This window comes from Flavobacterium hercynium, assembly GCF_002217285.1.
Classification (GTDB): Bacteria; Bacteroidota; Bacteroidia; order Flavobacteriales; family Flavobacteriaceae; genus Flavobacterium; species Flavobacterium hercynium.
This window is the reverse complement of record NZ_MUGW01000017.1, coordinates 272,212-298,162: the sequence shown is the minus strand read 5'-3', so window position 1 is coordinate 298,162 and position 25,951 is coordinate 272,212. Positions and strand designations below refer to the sequence as shown.

Below are 25,951 nucleotides of genomic sequence, written 5' to 3'. Positions count from 1 at the left end.
GCTTTATTAACTTTGTGTTTCTTGCTTTAGGTTTTAGGTAATAAGCTTAAGCTTATTACTAACCTTGATTCTTCGTTTTTTGCTAAAAGCATACAGCCTATAGCTTAAAGCTTAAAGCAGGTTTACCTAATAAATCCTACTCCTGCTGTTGTGTTTGTTGCTGTATCGATTAAGATAAAAGCACCGTTTGATTTATTATCGTTGTAGGCATCAAAATATAAAGGCTTGCTTAATTTGATGTTTACTTCTCCTATTTCGTTTATTGCTAATTGTGAAGCTTCTTTTGTTCCGGAATAGTCTGTTGAGATGGTATTTTTGATACTTTCTACTTTTGCTAAAACGGAATTTGTGTTGTGCTGTACAATATATTTTGTTCCCGGAACTAGTTTTTTGCTATCCATCCAGCATACTGTGGTGCTGATTTCTTTTTCAATTTTTGGAAGTTCTGATGATTTTACAATCATATCGCCTCTTGTTACATTGATGTCATTTTCTAATTCGATTGTAATCGAAGATCCTGCAACGGCTTCATCAAATTGTTTATCGAAAAAGTGAATTTTAGAAACTTTTGATTCGGTTAACGAAGGCAAAACAGTTACGGCATCACCTACTTTTATTGAGTTTCCGTATAATTTTCCGGCATATCCTCTAAAATCATGGTACTCTTCTGTCTTTGGACGAATTACGGTCTGAACCGGGAAACGTGCTTTTCCTGCTTCAAAAACATCTTCAGCATCTAAGCCTTCTAAATGTTCCAGAACGGTTTGACCATCGTACCAAGGCATATCTTTTGACTGATCTACTACGTTTCCGCCATTTATTGCACTTAACGGAATATAGCTTACGTTTTGTTCCTTGAATGTACTTTTAGCATTTAAGGCTTGAAAATCGGCTTTGATTTTATTGAAAACTTCTTCTGAGTAATCAACTAAGTCCATTTTGTTGATGGCTACAATTACTTCTTTTACTCTCAATAAATTATTGATAAAAAAGTGACGATACGTTTGCTCAATTACACCTTTTCTGGCGTCAATTAAAATGATAGAAACCTGTGAAGTCGAAGCTCCTGTAACCATGTTTCTGGTATATTCTACGTGACCCGGAGTGTCTGCAATGATGTAACTTTTCTTTGCAGTCGAAAAATAGATATGTGCTACATCAATCGTGATTCCTTGTTCTCTTTCGGCTACCAATCCATCGGTTGCTAATGAGAAATCCAAATAATCATATCCTTTTTGTTTACTGCTTTTTTCTATTGCTTCTATCTTGTCAGTCGTCAATGATTTTGTGTCGTACAGTAATCTTCCGATCAAAGTACTTTTTCCGTCATCTACACTTCCTGCTGTTGCTATTTTTAAAACTTCCATAAGCCCCTCCCCAGCCCTCCCCAAAAGGGAGGGAGCTGAGTTATATTTTAAATTATTACTATTTTTTTCGTTTTTTAATCTTCCCATTATTCCCCCTTTGGGGGTTAGGGGGCTTAAAAGTATCCTTGTTGTTTTCTTTTTTCCATTGCGGCTTCAGAGCGTTTGTCATCGATTCTGGCTCCTCTTTCAGAAATGGTTGATTCTCTGATTTCGCCTACTACTTCCTGAATTGTTGCGGCATACGATTCGACTGCAGCGGTACAACTCATATCTCCAACGGTTCTGAAACGAACAATTCTTTCTTCGATTTGTTCGTCTTCTTCCTGATACACATAAGGAGAATGTGACCAGATTAAACCGTCTCTCAAAAAAACTTTTCTTTTATGTGAAAAATAGATTGATGGAATCTCGATGTTTTCTTTCTCGATATAACTCCACACGTCTAATTCTGTCCAGTTTGAAATTGGGAAAACACGAACATTTTGCCCATTTTCTATCTTTCCATTTAAAATATCAAATAACTCCGGACGCTGGTTTTTCTCGTCCCATTGACCAAAATCATCACGAACGGAAAAAATACGTTCTTTGGCTCTGGCTTTCTCTTCATCGCGACGTGCGCCACCAATACAGGCATCAAACTTAAATTCTTCAATAGCATCTAAAAGTGTAGTGGTTTGTAAACTGTTTCTACTAGAATACTTTCCAGTTTCTTCTACTACTTTTCCTTCGTCGATTGCATCCTGAACATTACGAACTATTAATTCTAATCCTAATTCTTCTACCAATTTATCTCTAAAAGCAATGGTTTCAGGAAAATTATGTCCTGTATCAACGTGCAAAAGAGGAAACGGAATCTTTGCAGGAAAAAAAGCTTTTTGTGCCAAACGCACTAATGTTATAGAATCTTTTCCTCCAGAGAAAAGTAAAACCGGTTTATCAAACTGTGAAATTACTTCTCTGAAAATGTATATCGCTTCACTCTCTAAAGCGTTTGTTTTTAATACTGAACTCATTTTTGTTTTTTGTTTAATGCCAGATCGTTTTAGTTCTCTATTTCTGATTAATGTGAGGTTAATCAGAAATCCTTAAACGATCCTGTTTTTTTGTTTTTGTAATCTAAAATCTATATTCTAAAATTGCAATCCTACTCTTTCTTAGCGCTATGCAAACCACATTCTTTATGGCTTGATTCCCACCACCATCTTCCGGCTCTTATATCTTCATCCGGTAAAATTGCTCTTGTACAAGGCGCACATCCTATACTTACGAAACCTTGTTTGTGCAATGCATTTTGAGGAACACTGTATTCTTTTAAATGATCTTCAACTTCTTGTAAAGTCCATTTTAGTAACGGATTGAATTTGATGATTTCGAAGTTTGCATCGTATTCAAACAAATTCAAATCTTGTCTGTTCTCTGATTGCTCTGCTCTTAAACCTGTAATCCATACTTTGTTTCCTGAAAGTGCTTTTCTAAGCGGAACTACTTTTCGAATAAAACAACATTCTTTTCTGTTCTCAACCGAATCATAAAAGCTGTTTGGTCCTTTTTGTTTTAGTAAATTCTCGACTGCTGCTGCTTCCGGAAAATAAACTTCGATTGGTTTTTTATACTTTTTTAATGTTCTGTGAAAAACATCGTATGTTTCCTGAAATAACCTTCCTGTATCTAAAGTGAAAATGGTTATGTCAATGTTATTCCTTGCTATAAAATCGGTAATAACCTGATCTTCCTGACCAAAAGAAGTCGAGAAAACTACTTCTCCCGGATATTCTTTTGCGACAAAAGCTAACGTTTCTTCCAGCGAAAAATCTTTTGTTTTTGTTACCAATAATTCTATACTACTCGCATTCATATTATACTATCCTAATGTTTAAAAAAAGCTTGAAAGTGTCTCAAATCCTCTTGATAATGTTTTCAAACTCAAAATGATAATTAAAATTCCAACCGCCACCATCATTGGTTTTCTCTTTATTTTATTTACCAGAAAAGCTGCTAATGGAGCTGCCATTACACCTCCTAAAATCAATCCTGCTATAATTTGCCATCCTTCTATTCCTCCAAAATACATGAAGGTGATTCCGCTTGCAAATGAAACTGCAAACTCTGCTGCATTTACTGAGCCAATCGTGTAACGTGGATTTCTTCCTCTTCCTAATAAGGTTGATGTTACAATTGGTCCCCAGCCTCCACCGCCAACAGAATCCATAAAACCACCAAAACCAGCCAGAATCCCTAATTTTTTAGTTTTCTTTTTTATAATCGTTTTGGCCAAAGCTTTTTTGATAATTATACAAGCCAAAATAATCATATAGATTGCTATAAAAGGCTTTATCTTCTCTCCGTCAATAACATCCGACAATAAATAAGCTCCTGTAAATGAGCCTAAAACTCCCGGAATTAATAAATGCTTTACGAGCTTTTTATTAATATTTCCAAATCGATGATGCGATATTGCCGATGCTCCTGTTGTAAACATTTCTGCAACGTGAACTCCTGTACTGCTAATAACGGGTGGAACTCCGTATGCTAATAAAAAAGAGGTCGAAGTTGCACCGTAACCCATTCCCAATGTTCCATCTACTAATTGTGCAAAAACTCCAATTAAGAAAAAAACTAAAAACTCCTGATTGAAACCACTTGCAAGTCCGTCCCAGGAAAATTCTGCATGATGTCTGTAAATCAATATAAACAACAAACCAATTAATAAGGTAGCGGGTATTGCTATCCATAATTTCTCTTTTATTGATGTATCCGCTTTATCACCAGAATTATTCAGTTTCAATTCCTTCTCCATATTGCTATGTTTTTTCTTGTTTTTAAAATCCATTATCCTATCGGCTTAGTAGATTACTTTGCAAAAGTAACACTTTTTTTTAAATTCAACTTTTTTTTTACTAATTTTTATTGCTTAAAAAGCAATGTCTGCGAGAGAGTTACTTTCTAGTATTTTGAGTGTATTGTCCCTAACCTCAGTCATTAAGCGTCTTGCAGCGCAGGTAGACTCGTCATCACAATCATCACATTTTTCATAAAAATTGTGACTTGCGCACGGAAGTAGTGCAATTGGACCTTCCAGAATACGATAAACTTTGGCCATACTAATCTCTTTTGGATCTTTAATCAGATAGTAGCCGCCACCTTTTCCTTTTTTTGCTCCAAGAAAACCAGAGTTTCGAAGCAATAATAATATGCTTTCTAAAAATTTAATCGAAATGTGTTCGCTTCTGGCAATTTCAGCAATTTGTACCGGTTCGTTGTTTTCGCGTCTGGCCAGGTAAGTCAAAGCTTTAATGCCGTATTTAGTTTTTTTGGAAAGCACTTATATAATTTTTAGATTGTAGTTTGTTCTTTTAAGTCTCAATCAGTATCAGAATGAGGCAAATAAACAAAATACATGTTGTTCTGCAACAAAAATAAGGTTTTTGTATGAGAAAAATAACAGAATGAACTTGTAAATTCTACTAAATTAGTATAGTATACCATTTTAGCTATTTCTTTAATTAAAAAAGCCGGATTAAAATCCGGCTTTACTATAATTAAGAACTGAAAGCTCTTTAATAAAAAACTATTTTATTCTTCGATTTCCTGAGCTCCAATTAACTTAAAGTCATTAAAATCTCTTATATCTTCACTAAGTGCTTTTTTATGGACAACGTAGGTATCTGACATTGAATCATGCCAACCCCTGCTTCCAAAAAAAGAAAGGGCATCAAAAGGAATTAATCTGCACAATGTTCTTTTAAAAAGAGCACCGAAAGATGGTTTATCTCCATTCTCATCGACAACCACTGTTCCTGTAATAAATTTAGCCACAGATCTTCCAAAAAGTCCTTCTGTAACTGTATAATAAAATAGTGAAAAGAAAATGAAAATCAATTTTCCTTCGAGATCAGACAAATTCTGCATCCAAAATAACATTTCGTGAAAGCCTAAAAAAGTAGCAATAATTGCAAAAAAAACAGATGCAACAAATGTTGTTAAAAGAATAAAAATAATGTCCAGAAAATAATGCGCAAGACGAATCCAATTGTTAGCGACTAAATCTTCATTAAGAATGTAAGTAGAGTTACTCATGTGTTTTAGTAGGTTTAAAGTTTTGGTTATTAATGGTTTTTATAAAAACAAAAATATACTTTTTATTAAATAAACAAACATTAAAAAAGAAATGACGCTTACAACTATAAAATTTATAGCTATAAACGTCATTTTATATTACAATCTAAGATCTAAACTCTTAAATCTAAAATTCCTTAAGAAAGTGCCTGCTCTAAGTCTGCAATTACATCTTTTACGGTTTCTAAACCTACTGAAACACGTACCAGACCTTGTGTAATGCCAACTGCCAGCTGATCTTCTTCTGAAAGTTTACTGTGTGTTGTTGATGCAGGATGTGTTACAATTGATCTTGTATCACCTATGTTTGCTGACAAGGAACAAAGTTTTATTTTATCTAAAAATTTTCTTCCTGCTTCTATTCCTCCTTTAATTTCAAAAGCAATAATGTTTCCTCCTAAAAGCATTTGCTTTTTAGCGACTTCATATTGCGGGTGCGATTTCAGGAATGGATATTTCACACTATTCACATTTGGATGCGCTTCTAAAAACTCTGCTACTTTCAAGGCATTTTCGCAATGCTTCTCTACACGAATTGCAAGTGTTTCTAAACTTTTTGATAAAACCCATGCGTTAAAAGGTGATAATGCCGGTCCTGTGTTTCTTGAAAATAAATAAATCTGTCTGATTAAATCTTCACTTCCAACCGTAACACCACCTAAAACACGTCCCTGACCATCAATTAATTTAGTCGCTGAATGCACTACTAAATGAGCACCAAATTTGATAGGCTGCTGAATGTATGGCGTTGCAAAACAGTTGTCGATGATTAAAATCAAGTTGTGTTTTTTGGCTATATCGCCCAACAATTGCATATCGATTACATCTACACCCGGATTTGTTGGCGATTCTGCGTACAATATTTTTGTATTGGGTTTAATAAAGCCTTCAATTGTTTCAGGTTTATTAATGTCAAAGTAAGAAGTTTCGATGTTCCACTTTGGAAAATACGTCATAAACAAAGCATGAGTTGAGCCAAAAACACTGCTCGCTGATACAATGTGATCTCCAGCATTTAGCAAAGCCGCGAATGTAGAATATACAGCTGCCATTCCGGTTGCAAAAGCATAACCTGCTTCTGCGCCTTCCATCTTGCAAATTTTATCTACAAACTCTGTTGTGTTTGGATTGCTGAAACGGCTGTAGATGTTTCTTTCTTTTTCTTCTGTAAAAGAAGCTCTCATATCTTCTGCATCTTCAAATACAAAGCTTGACGATAAGTATAAGGGCACCGAATGCTCCAGATATTGGGTTCTTTCTAATTGTGTTCTTATGGCTTGAGTTTCAAAACCAAATTCTTGTTCGTTCATTTTTTTTTATTTGTCCCCTCCCCAACCTTCCCCAAAGGGAAGGGAGTTGAATGCGGAGAAATTCGTAATAATTATATAAGCAATAATTTTAATTAATTGCCAGTTCCCCCTTCGGGGGTTAGGGGGCTATTGTTTAGGACAACTTTATATTTAATTGTTGCTGTTGGTTCAACCGTTTTGGCTACTGAACAATATTTCTCGAAAGAAAGCTGTGCAGCACGATGTGCCTTGTCAGGGTTGATATCACCTTCCAGATAAAAAACAACATTTATTTCTTTAAAAGGCTTTGCCTCGTCGATCTGAACACGAAGTCCTTCGACCTCAGCATTAAATGACGTTATTTCCTGACGCTGTTTTTTTAGAATCGAAATCATATCAATCGCGCTGCATCCCGCAACACCCATCAATACTAATTCCATTGGACTTGCACCTAAATCACTGCCTCCAAATTCGGCTCTGCTATCAACATCAACTACATGACCGCGTTCATTTTTAAGTTTAAAATGAAATGCGTCGTTTACTCTGTTTAAGGTTACTTTCATGTTACTTTATTCTAAGTTATCTTTTTTTTTCTATTGAAAGAATTTCATTATTGTTTTATCACCTGTTCTCTCTGCTGATTCCTGAGCATATATTTTTGCAGTTTTTCCATAAAAATCAATACCTTCTTTTCTTGCTCCATTATCTAATAAGAGAGCGACAACTTCAGGCAGATTATATTGTGCTGCTTTCATCAAAGCGGTGCTTTTATCATTATTGATAAAATTGACATTAGCTCCTTTGTCAATCAACAATTTTATTACTTCATAACTGCCATTAAAACTAGTTAATGAACGATACAGAACGCTTTGACCGTCAAAATTTTCAATATTAACATCAGCACCATTATCAATTAGATAAGCAGCCATTTCGTAATTGGCATTAAATCCGGCTTCAAACAATGGAGAGAGTCCATTTATAGCTCTCTTTTTGTTTACATCTGCACCTTTTTCAATTAAAAATTTTACTTTTTCGAGACTTTTGCTATATACTGCATCTATCAAAGGCACATTTTTACTGTTTACTTTTGCTCCTTTATCTACCAAATAACGAAGCAATGAATCATCCTGAAAGTCATTTCCTGCTGCATCCCCCAGAGCAGTATTTCCACTCTCAGATTCAAAATTTACATCAGCACCTTTTTTAATAATTTTCTTTACTGCTACTGTGTCATTTTTTCTACACGCCAACATTAATGACGTTTCTTTATATTTTGGATTTATAAAAAGAACATCTGCACCTAAATCTATAATCCGATTCACAACAGCAGGTTTTATACTATCAGAATATAGCGCTTCTAATAAAACAGACCTTCCTGTATCCGTAGAGAAAGCATTTAAATTTGCACCCTTCTCTATTAATTTTAATGATAGATCATTAAGGTCGTAAGCCAATGCCCATTGTAATGTATTTGTTCCACTATCGTCCTTTCCAAGATTTACATTAGCACCGTTTTCTAATAACAACAAAGCCATTTCTTCATGATTATGTGCACAAGCCAAAAACAAAGCACTGTGTCCAACTGCATTTACAGCATTTACATCCGCCTTTTTGCTTAAAAGAAATTTTCCAATCTCTAATTTATTATGAAAAACAGCATACATTAAAAGTGTCCAGTCCTGATCCGATATATTTTCTTCACCTTCCTCTATACTGCCTCTGGTGTAGCCTTTGCATCTTGCATTAGGATCTCCTCCTTTATCAATATATTGCTTTACTTTTTGTAAATCACCTTCCTGTATTGCAACAACAATCTCTTGTGATGTATAAACAAATTCCTTTTTGTGAACAACTGCTGGTTTTGCTATTTCTTTTTTACACGATACTATAAAAGCAATACACAGTATTATTAATGCTACACTTCTGTTTAGAGAACTCATACAGATCTTACTTGTCTATTTTATCTAATTTGTTCCAATATTCCAAAAGTTCTTTTTTAGATACTGCATCCAAAGATTTAAAATTATCTGAGAATTTGTCTTTCTTAAAATCATCAGAAACTTTTGACTCTATAGTATACAATTGGTCTTTTTTCGAAAATATTAAATGAACTGATTGCTCTCTAAAATTAGTATCATAAAGTGCATAAATAAAAAAGGCATCTACACTTTTATCTTTATCATAGTCAACAAAACCTTTTCTGCTTCCCCAAGCTGAAATAATACCATTATGATTTATTTCAACGCTTGATTTCAAAATCCATTTACTATTCACTTTTGTAAATCTTTGAAAATACATTTTATCCGGATTGGCATTTTTTTCAATCTTAGAAAAAATAAAAACGTTATCCTCATTTCCTTCGGAGTTGGCCTCATCAATCTGAATAGCTCTAACTCCTTGATAAGCAAAAACATCCTGTGTATAACTCTCTTTACTTCTAACCACATGCGAAATCTGAGCAAACATTGCATTGGAGAATAACACTGCTAGTAAAAACTTTTTCACTTCTTGTTTGTTTTAAAATTATACTCTAAATCTGAAACTGTATTATTCTTTATCTGATAATCTCAAAATATCTCCAAAAACGCCTCTTGCTGTTACTGCTGAACCTGCACCAGCTCCCTGAATAACAATCGGACGATCTCCGTATGATTCTGTATAAATTTCGAAGAAAGAATCAGATCCTTTTAATCCGCCCAATGCGGTATCTGATGGTACTGAAACTAATTTTACTTCTAAGATTCCTTTATCGTTTTGTAAATCTCCAGACAATTCTCCAATGTATCGTAATACGTGATTTGGTTTTTGATCTGCTTTTATTTTCTCGTAAATCGGGTCAAATTCTTTTAGTTTCGTTAAGAAATCAGCAACGTTTCCTTCGCGTAAATGCTCTGGAATCAGGTTTTGAATTGAGATTTCCTCAAACTCATTTTGAAGATCTAATTCTCTTGCTAAAATCAATAATTTTCTTCCTACGTCATTTCCGCATAAATCCTCACGCGGGTCTGGTTCTGTGTATCCGTTATCGATTGCTTCTTTCAAAATTTCACTAAAAGGAGCGTCTTTTGCTGAGAAATTATTGAATAAATAACTCAATGTTCCTGAGAAAACACCTTTTATTTTTGTGATGTTTTCACCCGAAAGATGCAATAATTTTATGGTGTCAATTAATGGCAATCCTGCACCAACATTGGTTTCGTACAAATAATTCTTTTGATTATCCGCTAATGCTTTTCTTAATTCTTTGTAAAACCCGTAACTCAATGTATTGGCTACTTTGTTTGATGAAATTAAGTCGAAACTGCTTTCGATTAACGAAACATAATTTTCTACAAACGCGGTACTTGCTGTATTATCAATCGCAATTAAATTTTCTAAATGGTGCTGATTTGCATACGCAATGACATCTTTGATAGTGTATTCTACTCCTTCTTTTTGTAACTCATTTTTCCAGTCTGAAGTTACGCCATTTTTATTTAAAAGCAGCTTCTTAGAATTGGCAATTGCAAATACATTCAGTTTAATGTCTTTACGTTTTTCAATTGCTGCTGCTGATTGTAAAATCTGATTGATTAAAGTTCCTCCTACCAATCCGTGACCGAAAATAGCAATGTTGATTTTTTTAGAAACTCCAAAAATTTCTCCGTGAATTACATTTAATGCTTTATTCAATTCTGTCTTTTTAACGACTAAACTCACGTTTTTACCTGTAACCGTATTGTTAAACAAGATTGGAACGATTTTGTTTTTGATTAAAGCCGTATATGGTTTATGGAAAGTGCTTAGATCCTGACCAATAATGGAAATAACAGATACATTGTCTGTTACAGTAATCTGGTTAACGTCTTTAGAATAGAAATCATTTTCGAACTCTTTTTCTAATTCGATCATGGCTGTTGTCGCTTTATCAGTAGCCACAACCAATCCGATTCCTCTTTCTGAAGAACCTTGCGAAATGATACTTACACTGATATTGTGATCTCCCATTACTTTAAAAATTCGGGCGTCTACACCAGCTTTTCCAAGTAATCCGCGACCTTCAAGATTTACTAATGATAAGTTCTCTAAAACAGAAAGTGTTTTGATTCCTTCTTTTGCAGAATCTGAAGTAATTAAAGTACCTCGGTTTTCGTGATTGAAGGTATTTAAAATACGTAATGGAATATTTTTTTCTAATAATGGAATTATCGTTTTAGCATGCAAAATAGTAGCACCAAAATTAGCCAGCTCATTCGCTTCATTAAACGATAAAAATTCAATCTTTTTAGCATCAGCTACCAAATCAGGGTTTGCTGTGTAAATTCCGTCAACGTGGGTGAAATTTTGAAGTTCTTCAGCATTTAAGTAATTCGCTAATAATGAAGCGGTGTAATTACTTCCGTTTCTTCCCAAAGTTGTAGTATCGTTGTTATTGTTTGAACCAATAAAACCAGTTACAATATTTACGGTCGATCCGTTATGTTCTTTAAAATAATTGATGACATTTTTCTTAGAAAGTTGTTCTAAAGGTTGTGCATCACCAAATTTAGAATCGGTTTTTAGCAATTCTCTGGAATCCACAAAGTTTGCCGGAATACCATTTTCTTTTAAAATTGAGGTCAGTAATTTAGCTGAAAGCAATTCACCTTTAGACAAAATCTGATCTTTGATTTTATTACTGTAGTCACCAATTAAGCTAACTCCTTCATATAATTTTTCTAAGACATTAAATTCTTCTGAAAAATCAACATTCGGATAATCTGAAATCTGATAGACTTTAAAATTTTCAAACAACGGTTTGTAATTTCCGTTTTTGGCTGCAATTTTTAAAATATATTCTAATTCATCTGTTGCATTGCCACGGGCAGAAACCACTACTGCAATTTGTTCTCCTTGGTTAACTTTATCTTTTATAATTGATACAACCTTGTTTAATCCTTCTCCGTTTGATAATGATCTACCACCAAATTTTAATATTTTCATTTTATTTTGCTATTGTTTCTGCCTTAAAAATATCGGCAAGTAATTGATCTAATTGTTTGTACTCTATTAAAAAAGCGTCGTGTCCGTGAATGGAGTCTATTTCGCTGTAAAAAACATTGTGTTTGAACTTCTTGAGTTCCTGATACGTTTCTTTATTCTCTTTTGCTGTAAAAAACAAATCTGAATTGATTCCGATAATATGAATTGTGGCGTTTGTTCTTGATAGTAACGTTTCGAAATCTTCGCTATTTCTGGTAATATCAATGGTTTTAAGCAACTGATTCATTAGTCTGTACGAAGACAGCTGATATCTTTGCTGCAATTTTTTGCCATGATGTGCCAGCCAGCTTTCGATATTAAAAATGGAAAGATTTTCGTTTAAGGTGCGCTGAAATTTCTCTTTGAATGATTCCGGAGATCTATAACACAACATCGCATGGATTCTGGCATCTTCTACCGGTTTTGATGAATTATTGAGTATTTGCTCTTGCAGATAGCAATTTGCAATCATCCAGTCGGTCGATTTCCAGTCTGTTGCTATAGGAATTAAATTTTGAGTACTGTTTGGTGCTAATGCCAGCATTTCCCAAGCCACTCCACCACCTACAGAACCTCCAATAATGGTGTGCAGATTTGTAATATCTAAAAGATCAAGTCCTTTAAGAAAAATTCTGGCGATATCGCGAGTGGTAAAATTCTGGTAATTTTCGATAATGAAAGCATCATGTCCATTTCCCGGGACATTAAATGACAACACAGTAAACTTATCTGTATCTATTGTTTTGTTGTCTCCAATTAAGTCATTCCACCAACCATTTTCACCTGCAACCTCAGCATTACCCGTTAAAGCATGATTGACCAAAACAATTGGTGCGCTGTGCAATGGTAAACCAAAGACAGCAAAGCTTAAAGGTAACGAATGATAAAGTGCACCATTTTCTGTGGTGAAATTTTGTATGATTAAAGGGTTTGGTATATTTTCCAATTTCAAATCTATTGTATTATTGATTTGTATCTGGAAATATTAAAAAGAAAGTCTAGAACGAAACTAGAAAAATTCTTGTTGTTATCTTTCCACGTTTGGGCGTGGTAGAATGCAGCACCTTCTTCGAATTAACGAAGGGTTGCTAAGGATTCATCGGGTCTAATCCCTCGTCCTTTCTTTATAACATTTCAATACGTTTTTGAACTTAATGGTGCAAATAAACTACTATTTTCTTAAACAAACAAATTTTATCGAACCTGATTGTTCAATTTCTTAAATATAATTCAAACGAAAACTACTAAAAACTATTATACGCAAAAATTTACCGAACTAGAAGCCCAGTAAAATTAAGCAGGTTTGCAACCTATTTTGCGATACTTTTCAATTTAGATAAAAAGTGTTTCATTCTCTTTTGAATACATCAAAAACAATAATGAATTTGCTGCTTTTATCGCTGTATTTTTTTCTGTCTCGTTGATTCCGAAACTTGGATGTGCTAATTCATTTGTTGGTGGTGGGTTGTTTGCTTTTGTCCCTTTGTTTTTCAATTTAGAAAATGCTCTTGTAAAGATGTTTGTTGCGCTCATGATATTTAAGTTTTAGTTCGTTTCTGTATTATTTTTATTCTTCGTTTATTTTTGATGTTTAGCTTGATCCAAAAAAATAAAAAAACCCTTTTGGATCGATATACCAAAAGGGTTTAAGTTTTATTGTAAACTTTAAAAATTCTTTTGGAATCAGCAGACGTATACGCAAATAGATGCGACAGTGAACATCTTGTTCATCTGAAGGGACTTTGCCTGCGATTTATTTGTTATTTTATAAAATTGTTTCATTTTTCTATCTTTAAAAAAGCCTTCAAAATTACCGAGAGAAGTTTTGCTTTATCTTCATTGTTGTTCTTACAATTTAAAGAATCGGCATTCTACTCGTTTTAATCAAATTGGAATGACTTATTTCGTCAACCTTTAAGATCTTTTGGTTCAGCAGCTTTTGGTTTTACAAATATCTAAAATAAAATTCTACTAAACAAATAAAAAACATAATATTAATACGAAAATCCGACAAAAAAGTGATTTTTATCGATATAAAACATCTTACAAAAATTTTGTTCAGAAAAATTTAAGCAAAAACTTACATTACGCGATATTTTATCTTAAAACTATTTCCACAAATCAGTTTATCAAAGAACATTTATTAAAACTTCTCCAGTGTTTTACAGCCAGACTGCTTCTTTATTTTTGATTTTCTCTGCTACTTTCAAAATATCGGTTATTATTCCTCTTGAAATTGCCTGTTTACATGCTGATGCACTTTGAATTACGATGGGAACATTTGAATAAGATTGTGTGTAAATTTCAAAAATAGTATCGGATCCTTTTAGCTGGCCAATGGCTGACGTTAGCGGTTCTGAAACTAATTTTACTTCTAATGTATTTTTTTGAACATCAAATTCTCCTATATATCTTAAAACGTGGTTATCTGCCTGTGTAATCTTTGCAATTTTAAAATGTCGATCGATAGCTTCTTTGTTTAAAATTCCATTTTTTTCAAGATGCTCAGGATGAATCAGCGAATTGATTTTTATATCTGCCAATTCAAAATCTTTTCCAATTTCCCGTGTCAAAATCAACAGTTTTCTTGCCGTGTCGTTGCCGGACAAATCTTCTTTAAAAGTCGAACGCATTAAGCCCAGCAAACTTGCATCTTTTAGCACAGATGAAAAAGTTCCCTCTTCATTAGAGAAACGATTAAAAACATAACTAAGATTATCGGAAAAAACACCTCGTATTTTGGTTATTTTCTCTCCTGAATAATACAAATCTCTTAAGGTTTGCAATACCGGAAATCCTGTATCTACTGACGTTTCATACAAAAACTCCTTGTCGTATTTTTTCAGATTCTCTCTCAATTCTTTATAAAGATCGATTGGTAACGTATTCGCCTTTTTATTGACTGCTACGATATTAAAACCGTTTTGAATCAAGGTGTTGTAATGACCTATGAGCTCGTCACTAGCTGTAGCGTCAACAGCTATTAAATTCTCAAATTCATTTTCTTTTGCAAATTCAATAATATCCTCTACTTTAAAAGGAACTGCTAATTGTACAAAATTGGTTTCCCAGGCATATCCTACACCTTCTTTTTCAAAAAAGGCTACTGTCGAATTGGTAATAATCGGAAAATGAAAATCGATATTCCTGCTTTCCAGAAAAAACTCCTGACTTTCGATAATCTGATTGATTAATGTGCTTCCGATATTTCCGATACCAAAAAGAATGATATTTATTTTAAGCTTTGACATAATATATAGTGTTAAATGAAATCATAAAAAATCACCTCTAGCAAAACTCACATTGCTAAAGGCAATTTTTCAAACAAAAAACAAAAAAACCTTAATTTTTATTGGTACTATATTGTGACTGCGTTACGTTTGTAAAAACGGTTTGCAAATCAGCAATTAAGTCTTCAATATCCTCAATACCTACAGAAAGTCTAACCAAATCTTTTGAAACACCCGTTTCGATTTGCTCCTCATCTGTAAGCTGTTGGTGTGTTGTGCTTGCCGGATGGATAATTAGCGATTTTGTATCTCCAATGTTTGCTAAGAGCGAAAATAGTTTTGTCTGATCGACTACTTTTTTTGCTGCATCAAAGCCTCCTTTTAAACCAAAGGTGATTACTCCACTTTGTCCTTCCGGCAAATATTCTTTCGCTAAATCATAATATTTATTTGATTTTAACCCCGGGTAATTTACCCAGACTACCTTATCTTGTTTTTCTAACCATTCTGCTAAAGCCAAAGCATTTTCGCTGTGCTTCTTGATACGAATTGGTAATGTTTCTAATCCCTGAATAATCTGAAAAGCATTAAACGGACTTAAAGCTGAACCAAAATCACGTAGTCCTTCAATTCTCGCTTTTGCTATAAATGCTGCATTTCCTAACGCTTCATGATATACCAATCCGTGATATCCGGCAGATGGTTCTGTAAATTCAGGAAATTTTCCGTTAGACCAGTCAAAAGTTCCGGCGTCGATAATAACGCCTCCTAATGAAGTTCCGTTACCTGATATATATTTGGTTAAGGAATGAATTACTATGTTAGCGCCGTATTCAATTGGTTTTAGTAAATAAGGAGTAGCTACTGTATTGTCTACAATAAACGGCACTTTAAATTTTTGAGCTTCCGAAGCAATAGCTTTCAGATCCAATACATCTAGTTTTGGATTCCCTAATGATTCTGCAAAAAAGGCTCTTGTATTTTCTTTTGCTGCTTTTGTGAAGTTTTCCGGTTGTGAAGGATCTACAAAAGTTGTTGTAATACCTAATCTTGGCAATGTTACTTTTAGCAGGTTATACGTTCCTCCGTACAAACTGTTAGAGGCTACAATATGATCTCCTGTTTTTAATAACGTTAGAAATGTAGTTGCAATTGCTGATGCACCTGACGCTGTCACTACTGCTGCAATTCCGCCTTCTAAAGCTGCCAATCGCTGTTCCAGAACATCATTTGTTGGGTTATTTAATCGTGTGTAGATAAATCCTGATTCAGCAAGACCAAATAAATTAGCAGCATGATCTGAGTCATTAAATACATAAGATGATGTTTGGTAAATAGGCACAGCTCTGGTGCTTCCGTTTTTAGTTACATCGTGTCCGGCATGAAGGGCGTTGGTTGCAAATTTTTGTGTACTCATGATTTCTTAGTTTTTTAGGTATTGTTAATATTTTTAAACGGTTAGTTATATGTTTGGTTATATAAAAAAATCTTCCTCTTCGTCTGCATACATTTGAAATAGTATTGAGTTTGATTCTCTTCTAAAAATTACCTCTCTTGCTACTCCTTCTTTTTCACCTTCTTCGTGGTTAAAAATGTTTTCTGTATCTATTTTTAGAGATTGAATCGTTTCTGTATTTTTAATTAAAGTCGACATGATTGTTATATTAGGTTACGAAATAAAAAAAGCCCTTTCGGATGGCTACCAAAAGGGCTTAATAGTTGTTAACTCTATAACAAAGATCTACTCTTCTACTTTTGGCAATAGCAAATGTGGGATGCACTTTGGCATTATACAACATATCATCATTTTGTTTGCTATTGCGTTCATTTTTTTAAGTTTATTTTAATTCGACTAATTTGATAGAGTAAATATAATAAGTATTTATTTAACTACCAAAACAAAAATTAATATTTAACATTTAAAAGATTATAAAAAGCTTGTAGACTCTTTTAAACCCTATAATCTTGACACATATATAAATAAGTTTTAAACACGAATTTCACCAATTTGCACAAATCCTAGTGGTTAATTTTGTTTGTGATATTAATTTCACAAATGAATTAGTGACAATTAGCGAAATTCGTGTTTCTTTCTTAGAATTTAAAACTTAAACGTGCGAAACCAAATCTTCCGTTTAATCCAAATTGAGAAACGGCTCTTGAATAGGCAAACTGATTCGCGTTTGTCAAATCTACGCTTGGTGCCGGAGACAATGTTGGTGTTGTATTCGTAAAGGCAGGCGTTGCAGGATTGTTTCTGTCCGGATAAACGTCTCCTATATTATTAACCCCAAGTGTTAGTCTGAAGTTTTCGCTGATCTGATATCCTAAAGATAAGTCTGTAACTATTTTTGCGCTGTATTCCGGATGCTCGTAAACAGAAGATGATCCGTCTAAATTAACATCCGTTGCTCCCGGATCTGTTACTTTACCAAAATAGCTGTTTCTTAAATAAATGTCTAACTTTTTGATATTGAAGGTTGTCGTAAGATTGGCTTTTAATTTTGGAATTGCTTCTTCTAAATAAATTCTGCTTGACTCCGGAAAGAACGAATAAATATATGGATCGCCACCTGCATCGATAATAGATTGCGGCACATTTAATGCTCCTACTCTTTTTGTTGTATTATAACTTAGTGCAAAATCATTTCTGATTGTAAAATCCTGAATTACATTATATTTATGTGAAACTACAACATCAAAACCTTTTGTTTCAGAGTTGATTCCGTTGGTCCAGAACGAAGCTCTTTCCACTCCTTTTAAATCAAAGGCTTGTTGGAACAATGTCAACGCATCTATTTGTGTTTGCGATGTTCCTGCCGAGATTTGTGCATCTGTTGGTCTTGTATATTGCCCCGTTAACACTACTCTGTCGTCTATTCTTGTAAAGTAAGCATCTGTTGAGATCGTAAGATTGGCATCTGGAATTTTGAATGTAAATCCTGTACTAATACTTTTTGATGTTTCCGGCTTTAAGTTTTCCACTCCAATACTTTTCGCAGCTTCAGAATCGTTAGTAAAATAACCTACCTGATAAGGTGAACCACTTATAAATTGAGTTGAACTTGCTTCAAAATATTTTTGTTGTAATGAAGGTGCTCTAAATCCTGTTTGTCCTGAAATTCTCCAGTTAATATTATCTGTCAGTTTTAAAAGAGACGCTAATTTGAAGATCACTTTACTTCCAAAATCTGAAAAGTTCTCGAAACGCGCTGCTCCGTTCAAAAGCCATTTTTCTGTTACGTTCAATTCTAAATCTACATAAGCTGCACCACTTTTTCTGTCTTTTTCTTTAGCATCAGAAGGTTGAAATCCTGAGAACCCCTGCGCTCCTGCTCCACGTTTGTTTCCAAAAAAGTCTGTTACAATTAAAGGTGAATTGCTTGGTAAGATTCCCGAAACTAAATCGCCATTGGTATCATATAATCCGTAAGAAGCTTCTTCTCCCGATTTGATCTGATAATTTTCATATCTGAATTCTCCACCAAAGGCTACGTTTAATCCAGACAACACATCGAACTTTTTAGTTAAATCTAAATTGGTCGTACTTTGTAAAAACGAAACTTTACCGGCATAAAAACTAGAAGGTGAATTGGTTCCTAAAGTAGCATTGATACTATTGTTTACATCATACTTAAATGAGTTTGAACCCAAGTTTGAACTAATATCAGTATCAAATCCGAATAATTTAGTAGTTACTCCAACTGCTGCAGAAGCATCTAAGATAGCAGATTCGATTTCCGGCAAAAATCCGTTAGCAGAAACTTGTGTAAAAGTTCCAGCTCCATTTGGAAGTCGGTTAAAAGCATACGATTTTCCGTTTCTATGTGAGAATCCACCAAAAGAGTACACAGATGTTACGTCATTGATTGGATATTGTGCATTGTAATAAAGTTGTCCTGAAGCCAATTGCGACTGTCCAACACTCATATTATAGTCGCTTCTCTGTTGTCCTCTGTAACCGATTTCATTATTGGTTGCATCAAAATTTAACGCTGTCTGCAATTGTGCAATGGTTGTTGCAGACGAAATAGCGGTTTGCTGAGCCGGAGTAAAATAACTTACCTGTGGCGCATATTGCTGCAAAGTGCTTATAATCTGTCCTGAATTTGGCGTTGCGTTGATGTTGCTAAATAGTGAGTTTACATCTACACCGTTTTGTGCTGCTCTATACTCTACAGCGTTATAACCATTAAAAATAGCATTGTTTCTGATTCCTGCTCTGCTGGTTGCCTGTCTGGTAACAACGCTTCCAGTAAGGTTTAGAAAACTGCCTTCTTTACCTAATGATGTTCCGTAATTTAAGTCAGCTTGTACCGTTTCTCCATCTGCTCCTCCTCTAAAATTATTAGAACCTGAAGACAAGTTGGCTCCGTACTGCACATCTCCTGATAAATACTTAGCGTTCTTTTTTAGTACTATATTGATAACACCCGCAATAGCATCAGAACCATATTGTGCTGCTGCTCCATCTCGCAGAACCTCAATTCTTTCAATGGCAAAAGACGGAATAGCATTTAAATCTGTTCCTACTGAACCTCTTCCCGGTGAACCGTTAATGTTTACCAGCGAACTTGTGTGTCTTCGTTTACCGTTTACCAGAATTAAAACCTGGTCTGGTCCTAAACCTCTTAATTGTGCCGGATCAACGTGGTCTGTTCCGTCTGCTGTTGAAGTAGGGTTACTGGTAAAGGAAGGTGCTACGTAATTTAAAATCTGGTTAACGCTGGTTTGAGGCGCCCCTTTTGTAATATCGGCAATATTAAAAATATCAATTGGCACAGGTACATCGGTCTTTACACGATTTTTACCTCTTGACCCTATAATGGACACTTCTGATAATTCATTGGTTTGTAAAGTATCTTTTTGCGTAACGTTTTCCTGTGCATAAGCTGCTGAAAAAGCCACAAGACCTAAAACTACAAATACATTTTTTTTCATTATTTTATTTTGATTAGTTACTATTTTGTTTCTAAAATTTTACAGTTTCGTTGTTTTTTGAAATAAAAAAAACCTCTGCGGTTAGCAGAGGTTCTATATATATGTTTGAAAAAAAAACTACAATAGCGTCTCTGCGGAAAGCTCCGGCATCTTACAAGACATCATACATACTGTTAATTTCATTTTTGTTCTATTTTTCTGGAGTGGCAAATGTGCGAACTATTTTTTAATCAGCCAAATAAAAACTAAAAATAATTCTATTACCCTATCAAATTACTGTGCTATGTTAAATTTCTGCACATTAAAATAAAAAAATACAGAACTTTGATTTGCAAATCAAAATGGTTTTATAACTTTGCACGCGAATACGGAGGAAAAATTTGAACTGATTGCAACCTCTTCATAATGGACTACCTTCATTATGAATACTGAGAAATTTGATTTCAGTAGTAAAAAATGCTAAAGCAGAAACTCTCCTTTAGCCTTTTTTAGCAATTATTTTTCCTCATTTAATTTAATCTAAAAAATTATTATGGCTTATTTATTTACGTCAGAATCTGTTAGTGAAGGGCATCCAGACAAAGTTGCAGATCAAATTTCGGATGCATTAATTGATAACTTCTTGGCATTTGATGCTGACTCAAAAGTAGCATGCGAAACTTTAGTTACAACTGGTCAGGTAATTTTGGCCGGTGAGGTAAAATCTAATACCTATCTTGATGTTCAGCAAATCGCTCGTGAAGTAATCCGTAAAATCGGATATACTAAAAGTGAATATATGTTCGAAGCGAATTCTTGTGGAATTCTTTCAGCAATTCATGAGCAATCAGCAGATATTAACCAAGGTGTTGACAGAGCTAAGCCAGAAGAGCAAGGTGCAGGAGACCAAGGTATGATGTTTGGTTACGCAACTAACGAAACTGAAAACTACATGCCATTGGCACTTGATTTATCTCATAAATTATTGCAGGAATTAGCGATCTTAAGACGCGAAAACAAAGAGATTACGTATTTACGTCCTGATGCTAAATCACAAGTAACTTTAGAATACAGTGATGATAACAAACCAACTCGTATTGATGCGATTGTTATCTCTACACAACACGATGATTTTGATGAAGAGGCTACAATGTTAGCTAAAATCAAAAAAGACATCATCGATATCTTGATTCCAAGAATCATTGCTAAAAACCCTACGCACGCTCATTTATTTAATGATAAAATCAACTACCATATTAACCCAACAGGAAAATTCGTTATTGGAGGACCTCACGGTGATACTGGTTTAACAGGAAGAAAAATCATCGTTGATACTTACGGTGGTAAAGGAGCTCACGGTGGTGGTGCTTTCTCTGGAAAAGATCCTAGTAAAGTAGACAGAAGTGCTGCTTATGCTACACGTCATATCGCTAAAAACTTAGTTGCAGCTGGTGTTGCTGACGAAATTTTAGTACAGGTTTCTTATGCAATTGGAGTTGCTGAGCCAATGGGAATCTTCATTGAAACTTACGGAACTTCTAAAGTAAATTTAACGAACGGTGAAATCGCTAAAAAAGTACAAGAACTTTTTGATATGCGTCCTTACTTCATCGAACAACGTTTAAAATTAAGAAATCCTATCTATAGTGAAACTGCTGCTTACGGACACATGGGACGTAAACCAGAAGTGGTTACTAAAACTTTTTCTGCTCCGGGAGGACATGAAAAAACAGTTACTGTAGAATTATTTACTTGGGAAAAACTTGATTTTGTTGACAAAGTAAAAGCTGCATTTGGATTGTAATTTTTAATTCATACGATTATTAATTTCTCAGACTTTCGAGTCTACATTTTTTAATCTTACTTATAAATACCCCGATTTCTAAACCTTTAGACTTCGGGGTATTTTATTTGCTTTTTAGACGGTATTTTCTTTCCTTTAGTTCAAAATAACCTACCTAAAAAATGAGCAAACTTCCTTCTCTGCAAAAAATACTTCACGGCATAAAAAGAACCATTCTGAGATTTCCGTTAGAAACGCTAACCGCTATTACAGGAACTGTTTTCGCTATTCTTCTTGTTGAAAAAAAATACGATGATCCCAAAGAATTTTGCATCAAAGCTATAATGACGTGCTCGTTATGCCTGGTGTCCTTTCTTTCTGTGAGCTTATATTTTGAAACTGCTAAAAAAAGTCAATTGTATCGTTATGCTGCAAGTATTGTTTTAGGATGCCTGATTACTGCTTTTATTTCCAGCTTTAGTACAGATATTACGCCTGTTGAAGGTATGGAGTTTATAGCACTTAATATTGCTTTGCATTTACTCGTTTCGTTTGCCGGCTTTATACCAAAAGCCTACAATCAAGATGAATTTTGGGAATTTAATAAACAATTGTTTCTAAAAATATTAACGGCAGGATTGTACAGCGGAGTACTTTATTGTGGATTGGCTTTGGCGATTTTGGCCATCGAAGAACTATTTCTTTACACAATGCCACGTAATATTTACGGTTACGTGTTTGTAAGCATCGCCGGAATCTTTAATACCATTTTCTTTTTAAGCGGAGTTCCGGAAACCAATAATGCGGAAGAACCTTTAGTATTAAATTACCCAAAGGGACTTAAGAATTTTACTCAATTTGTTTTGCTTCCTTTAATTAGTATTTATCTCGTTATCTTACTTTGTTACGAAGCTCAGATTGTAATTTTTACTGAATTACCTGTTGGCTGGGTATCTTATCTTGTCTTAGTTTTTGCCATTAGCGGGATTTTATCTTTTTTATTAATTCATCCCATCGCAAACGAAAACGGTAATCTTTGGATCCGAACGTACAATCGCTGGTTTTATTTTTTACTTATTCCACTATTAGGATTATTGTATTGGGCTATTCTCTACAGAATTTCTCTTTATGGCTTTACGCACGAGCGCTATTATGTTTTATTATTATCTATCTGGCTATTGATCGTGGTTGCTTATTTTTTAATTCTAAAACAGCCAAAAATAAAATTTATACCTATTAGTTTGTGTATTGCCGGACTGTTCTCTATTTGTGGACCGCAAAGTGCTGATTCTGTTTCAAAATACAGTCAATTGTCCCGATTTGAAACTTACATACAAAAAAGCGAAAAGCAAAAACTAACCTTTGAAGAGGTAAAAGATTTAAGCAGTATTGTTTTGTTTCTTAAAAATAATTACGACGTTGAAGTAATGGTTCCGTACGCAAAAACCAAATTAGAAAAGCTTCTTAAAAAAGATAAAGCACCCGATGTTTATGCCATAGTGGGTGCTTTAGGATATGATTACAAATCGTATTACGATCAACAAGGTGATGATACTAATTTCTATTACTATTATTATGGAAATTATCAACTGGAGAATATTCACGGATACGATATCGCTTTTGTTGTAAATAGTAATGAAGATTTTCAATGTGATAATTGTACAAAAATTGAAAACAAAAACTATTCTATTGCTGCTTATCGAAAAAACGGAATTATCCAATTAAAAATCAATCAGGATATGGTGATACTAAATATTAGAGATTTTGTAAATCAGAATCCTGACTTTAAAGTACATGGAAATTCAGATGAAAAAATCATACAGAAAGTAGAAACTCCTAAATATAGAATCAGCCTTGATTACATTAGTCTAAATGGTAGATTTGAAAACAATAAAAAGATTGTACAAAACTACCAAATCAAGATCATGGTAGGGATCAAGGAATAAAAGTAAACCCCGACAACGTAAAATTTTGTCGGGGTTTGTTTTTATTGAAATTTATTTAAAATCTAATACGTTCCGTTTTGCATTTTAGATAAGGTTTCGCGAATTTCAGTGGCTGTTTGTTCGTCAAAAACACTACTTATAAATTTAACGGCTAGCTGCTGTGTTTCGATTGCTTTGTTTTTTTGACCGTCTTTGTAATACAATTGAGCCAAAGTATCTAAGTAATATGAATTATTTTTGGTAATCAGTAAACTGTACTCAGACCAGGCAATAGCCGCTTTAATATAACTGGCATTTTCCGGCTTTAGGGTAACTGCCCAGGCAACAGAATTAGCTAAGTTAGAATGGTAATCTTTAAATGAAGTCCAGTCTCCATACATATATTGGTAATCTGTTCCCACATTAGCATACATGTCGTCTAATCGCTGAATTACATTTCCTTTCTCTGGTGATAAGTACGTGTCAAAGTAAGCACTGAATTCTTTCATTAAAGGTGTATCATCTCCTTTTTGTTCGCTTTCTGAAGTTAAAAACGCGAAATAATTTCTGTAACAATCATAATTTCCTTTTCCGGCAGCAATCATTTTTTTATAAACTGCATTTGTTTTGTCCTGATTAGCAGTTCCTTCAACTCCTTCTTGTGGAATGTAAGTGCTTTGTTGTAATGCATTTGCAATTTCTGCACTTAAGTTTCCTATCGCTAAAACATTTTCTCCCTGCTCATTCTGAACATTCCATTGCTGAATAGCATCGTAATGTTTTAGTAAGTAATCTATTGACAGGAAATCGGTATCGTTTAGTACTTTGTCTTCATTAAAAAAATGCTTGTAAAACCCTTGATTTTTAATTTCTTTCAGAATGGTTTCTACCAATAATCTATTTGGTTTTGTATCTTTTTGATGTGCTTCAATTACTTTTTTCCAAAGCTGATTAATTTCTTTTTTGTCCAGACTTACTTTTACGTTTTTAAAATACGTCACTTCGTCAGCATAAGTGCTATCTGTACTGTAGTTATAATCGTATGGCAATTCAGTTATGGCAACATTATGAAAAGCGGTGATTAAGTCAGCATCTGTAGCTTTTTTATTGGTCTGTACTTTTTTAAAACCATAAAACGCGCTGGTTACCTGCAGGCTTTTATAAAAATTATCGTAATAGCTAAACTCTGATTTTTTGTCTAACAAATTCGATTTTGCAGTTGCTAAAATTTCTCCGTCACCATTTAAAACAATAACACTTGGATCATTTGTAATAGCATTGGTTTTTAGCCATTTTTTATCGTTGGCTGTTGCCAGGTAATAATTGAAAACATCGTACTGAGGATCATAACCATTGTACATGCTATAACTAACCTGTTCTTCTAAACCTTTTATAAAAGCAGCAAAGTCTGTTTTAGCAGCAGGATTTTTAGTATCAACACCAACCACTAAAAACTTACTTTTAGAAGCCTTAGTGTCTGAAAGTGCTGTTTTTAGATTATCTGCAATCTTAAATTTAAAGTTGAAATTAGAATTCTGATACGTAGAATTGCTGTCTACTGCAAAATCTGTCCCAAAGTCATCACTTACTAATGGTTCTTTCCCCGGATAAGACCAGTTTAAAACTTTTTCATTTGTAATCGATTTGGCATTCTGAGTTTCTTCTGGTTTTACATCCTTTGCGTTTATAAAAACTAAGGGATTCTGTGCACCATTTTCAGATATTTTCAACTCATTGTTTTTTTTATCAAAAACACCAACAAGATTCATATTAACTAAAGCATCCAACTCGTATTTAATCACTATTTCTGAAGCATCTTTTGGAATTGCAAATTTCGAAATCTGACTTTCTTCCTGATACTTCTCGTACACTAAGTACAAGAATTCAGCAGGTGTTTCTAAATCAAATTCGACATCTAAACTTTTCCATTCCGGATCTACCTTACTTTTAATGTCTGAAAGTCTGGTGTAATTAATTGGTCCATTCCCGTTTTGTGTACCGATATAAAAGGAATAATAAGACGGATCTACAAACTTTACTTTTATTTTATCTGCCTTTTTACCTTTATTGAAGGTTACATTAAAAGCATTTTCACTTTTATCTTTTTGAGAAAACAATAGTGAATCGCCTTTGATCTTGTATTCTCCCGAATAAAAAACCAAATCGTATTTGTTATCTTCTAATAAATTTAGTTTGATTTTTTGACTTTTGTTAGTCGAAATATAAGTTCCCTTTTCTATCGTTTTGGTCTGAGAAAAAGAAGTCGTCAGGACACAAAAAAGCAATAGGAAAGTCCATTTGAAATTGCACATAAAATAAG

At 34.0% G+C, this 25,951-nt stretch carries 20 protein-coding genes and 1 riboswitch; of the genes, 2 read left to right on the top strand and 18 right to left on the bottom strand.

All coding sequences use genetic code 11. The features are described from left to right. Positions 1–122: 122 nt before the first annotated feature. The 17 genes from B0A66_RS09175 to B0A66_RS09095 form a co-directional block, all read right to left on the bottom strand. Positions 123–1,367, bottom strand: coding sequence for a sulfate adenylyltransferase subunit 1 (locus tag B0A66_RS09175; RefSeq protein ID WP_089049575.1), 1,245 nt, complete (start codon positions 1,365–1,367; stop codon positions 123–125). 113 nt (positions 1,368–1,480) lie between these two features. Beyond that, positions 1,481–2,380: a sulfate adenylyltransferase subunit CysD gene (gene cysD / locus B0A66_RS09170; protein WP_089049545.1), complete on the bottom strand. Its 900-nt coding sequence runs from the start codon at positions 2,378–2,380 to the stop codon at positions 1,481–1,483. Between the two features lie 131 nt (positions 2,381–2,511). Further along, entirely contained in the window at positions 2,512–3,222 is a 711-nt protein-coding gene (locus B0A66_RS09165) for a phosphoadenylyl-sulfate reductase (protein WP_089049544.1), read from the bottom strand. Between the two features lie 18 nt (positions 3,223–3,240). Further along, positions 3,241–4,164: a sulfite exporter TauE/SafE family protein gene (locus B0A66_RS09160; RefSeq protein WP_089049574.1), complete on the bottom strand. Its 924-nt coding sequence runs from the start codon at positions 4,162–4,164 to the stop codon at positions 3,241–3,243. A 114-nt stretch (positions 4,165–4,278) separates the two neighbouring features. Further along, positions 4,279–4,689, bottom strand: coding sequence for an RrF2 family transcriptional regulator (locus tag B0A66_RS09155; protein ID WP_089049543.1), 411 nt, complete (start codon positions 4,687–4,689; stop codon positions 4,279–4,281). Positions 4,690–4,940: 251 nt separating this feature from the next. Then, the gene (locus B0A66_RS09150; protein ID WP_089049542.1) at positions 4,941–5,444 is read right to left on the bottom strand and encodes an RDD family protein; all 504 of its coding nucleotides are present in this window, start codon (positions 5,442–5,444) and stop codon (positions 4,941–4,943) included. A 176-nt stretch (positions 5,445–5,620) separates the two neighbouring features. After that, on the bottom strand, positions 5,621–6,793 hold the full coding sequence (locus B0A66_RS09145) for a trans-sulfuration enzyme family protein (RefSeq protein WP_089049541.1): 1,173 nt from the start codon (positions 6,791–6,793) through the stop codon (positions 5,621–5,623). A gap of 92 nt (positions 6,794–6,885) precedes the next feature. Next, a complete protein-coding gene (locus B0A66_RS09140) occupies positions 6,886–7,335 on the bottom strand; it encodes an OsmC family protein (RefSeq protein WP_089049540.1) in 450 nt (149 codons plus the stop codon). Between the two features lie 30 nt (positions 7,336–7,365). Further along, a complete protein-coding gene (locus B0A66_RS09135; RefSeq protein WP_089049539.1) occupies positions 7,366–8,712 on the bottom strand; it encodes an ankyrin repeat domain-containing protein in 1,347 nt (448 codons plus the stop codon). Positions 8,713–8,719: 7 nt separating this feature from the next. Beyond that, positions 8,720–9,277 carry a hypothetical protein gene (locus tag B0A66_RS09130; protein ID WP_123868231.1) on the bottom strand — a complete coding sequence of 186 codons (558 nt, stop codon included), beginning with the start codon at positions 9,275–9,277 and terminating at the stop codon, positions 8,720–8,722. 42 nt (positions 9,278–9,319) lie between these two features. Further along, positions 9,320–11,734 (bottom strand): bifunctional aspartate kinase/homoserine dehydrogenase I, encoded by a 2,415-nt coding sequence (thrA, locus tag B0A66_RS09125; protein ID WP_089049537.1) that lies wholly within the window; start codon positions 11,732–11,734, stop codon positions 9,320–9,322. 1 nt (position 11,735) lies between these two features. Further along, positions 11,736–12,719, bottom strand: a complete 984-nt coding sequence (locus B0A66_RS09120) for an alpha/beta fold hydrolase (RefSeq protein ID WP_244283419.1) — start codon at positions 12,717–12,719, stop codon at positions 11,736–11,738. Positions 12,720–12,797: 78 nt separating this feature from the next. Further along, positions 12,798–12,906: riboswitch (SAM riboswitch) on the bottom strand. 199 nt (positions 12,907–13,105) lie between these two features. Beyond that, the gene (locus B0A66_RS09115) at positions 13,106–13,306 is read right to left on the bottom strand and encodes a hypothetical protein (protein ID WP_089049535.1); all 201 of its coding nucleotides are present in this window, start codon (positions 13,304–13,306) and stop codon (positions 13,106–13,108) included. A 629-nt stretch (positions 13,307–13,935) separates the two neighbouring features. Then, entirely contained in the window at positions 13,936–15,024 is a 1,089-nt protein-coding gene (locus B0A66_RS09110) for a homoserine dehydrogenase family protein (RefSeq protein WP_089049534.1), read from the bottom strand. A gap of 91 nt (positions 15,025–15,115) precedes the next feature. Next, the gene (locus B0A66_RS09105; protein WP_089049533.1) at positions 15,116–16,420 is read right to left on the bottom strand and encodes an O-acetylhomoserine aminocarboxypropyltransferase/cysteine synthase family protein; all 1,305 of its coding nucleotides are present in this window, start codon (positions 16,418–16,420) and stop codon (positions 15,116–15,118) included. A 57-nt stretch (positions 16,421–16,477) separates the two neighbouring features. Beyond that, entirely contained in the window at positions 16,478–16,657 is a 180-nt protein-coding gene (locus B0A66_RS09100) for a hypothetical protein (RefSeq protein ID WP_089049532.1), read from the bottom strand. Between the two features lie 440 nt (positions 16,658–17,097). Beyond that, positions 17,098–19,944 (bottom strand): TonB-dependent receptor plug domain-containing protein, encoded by a 2,847-nt coding sequence (locus B0A66_RS09095; RefSeq protein WP_089049531.1) that lies wholly within the window; start codon positions 19,942–19,944, stop codon positions 17,098–17,100. Positions 19,945–20,476: 532 nt separating this feature from the next. On the opposite strand from B0A66_RS09095, the gene metK reads away from it, so the two are divergent. Together metK and B0A66_RS09085 are read left to right on the top strand one after the other, a co-directional pair. After that, positions 20,477–21,727 (top strand): methionine adenosyltransferase, encoded by a 1,251-nt coding sequence (gene metK / locus B0A66_RS09090; RefSeq protein ID WP_089049530.1) that lies wholly within the window; start codon positions 20,477–20,479, stop codon positions 21,725–21,727. Between the two features lie 161 nt (positions 21,728–21,888). Further along, complete coding sequence (locus tag B0A66_RS09085; RefSeq protein ID WP_089049529.1) at positions 21,889–23,652, top strand: DUF4153 domain-containing protein; 1,764 nt, start codon at positions 21,889–21,891, stop codon at positions 23,650–23,652. A 62-nt stretch (positions 23,653–23,714) separates the two neighbouring features. Here the strand turns inward: B0A66_RS09085 and B0A66_RS09080 are convergent, their stop codons facing one another. Beyond that, a complete protein-coding gene (locus B0A66_RS09080; protein WP_089049528.1) occupies positions 23,715–25,943 on the bottom strand; it encodes a hypothetical protein in 2,229 nt (742 codons plus the stop codon). Positions 25,944–25,951: the final 8 nt, after the last annotated feature.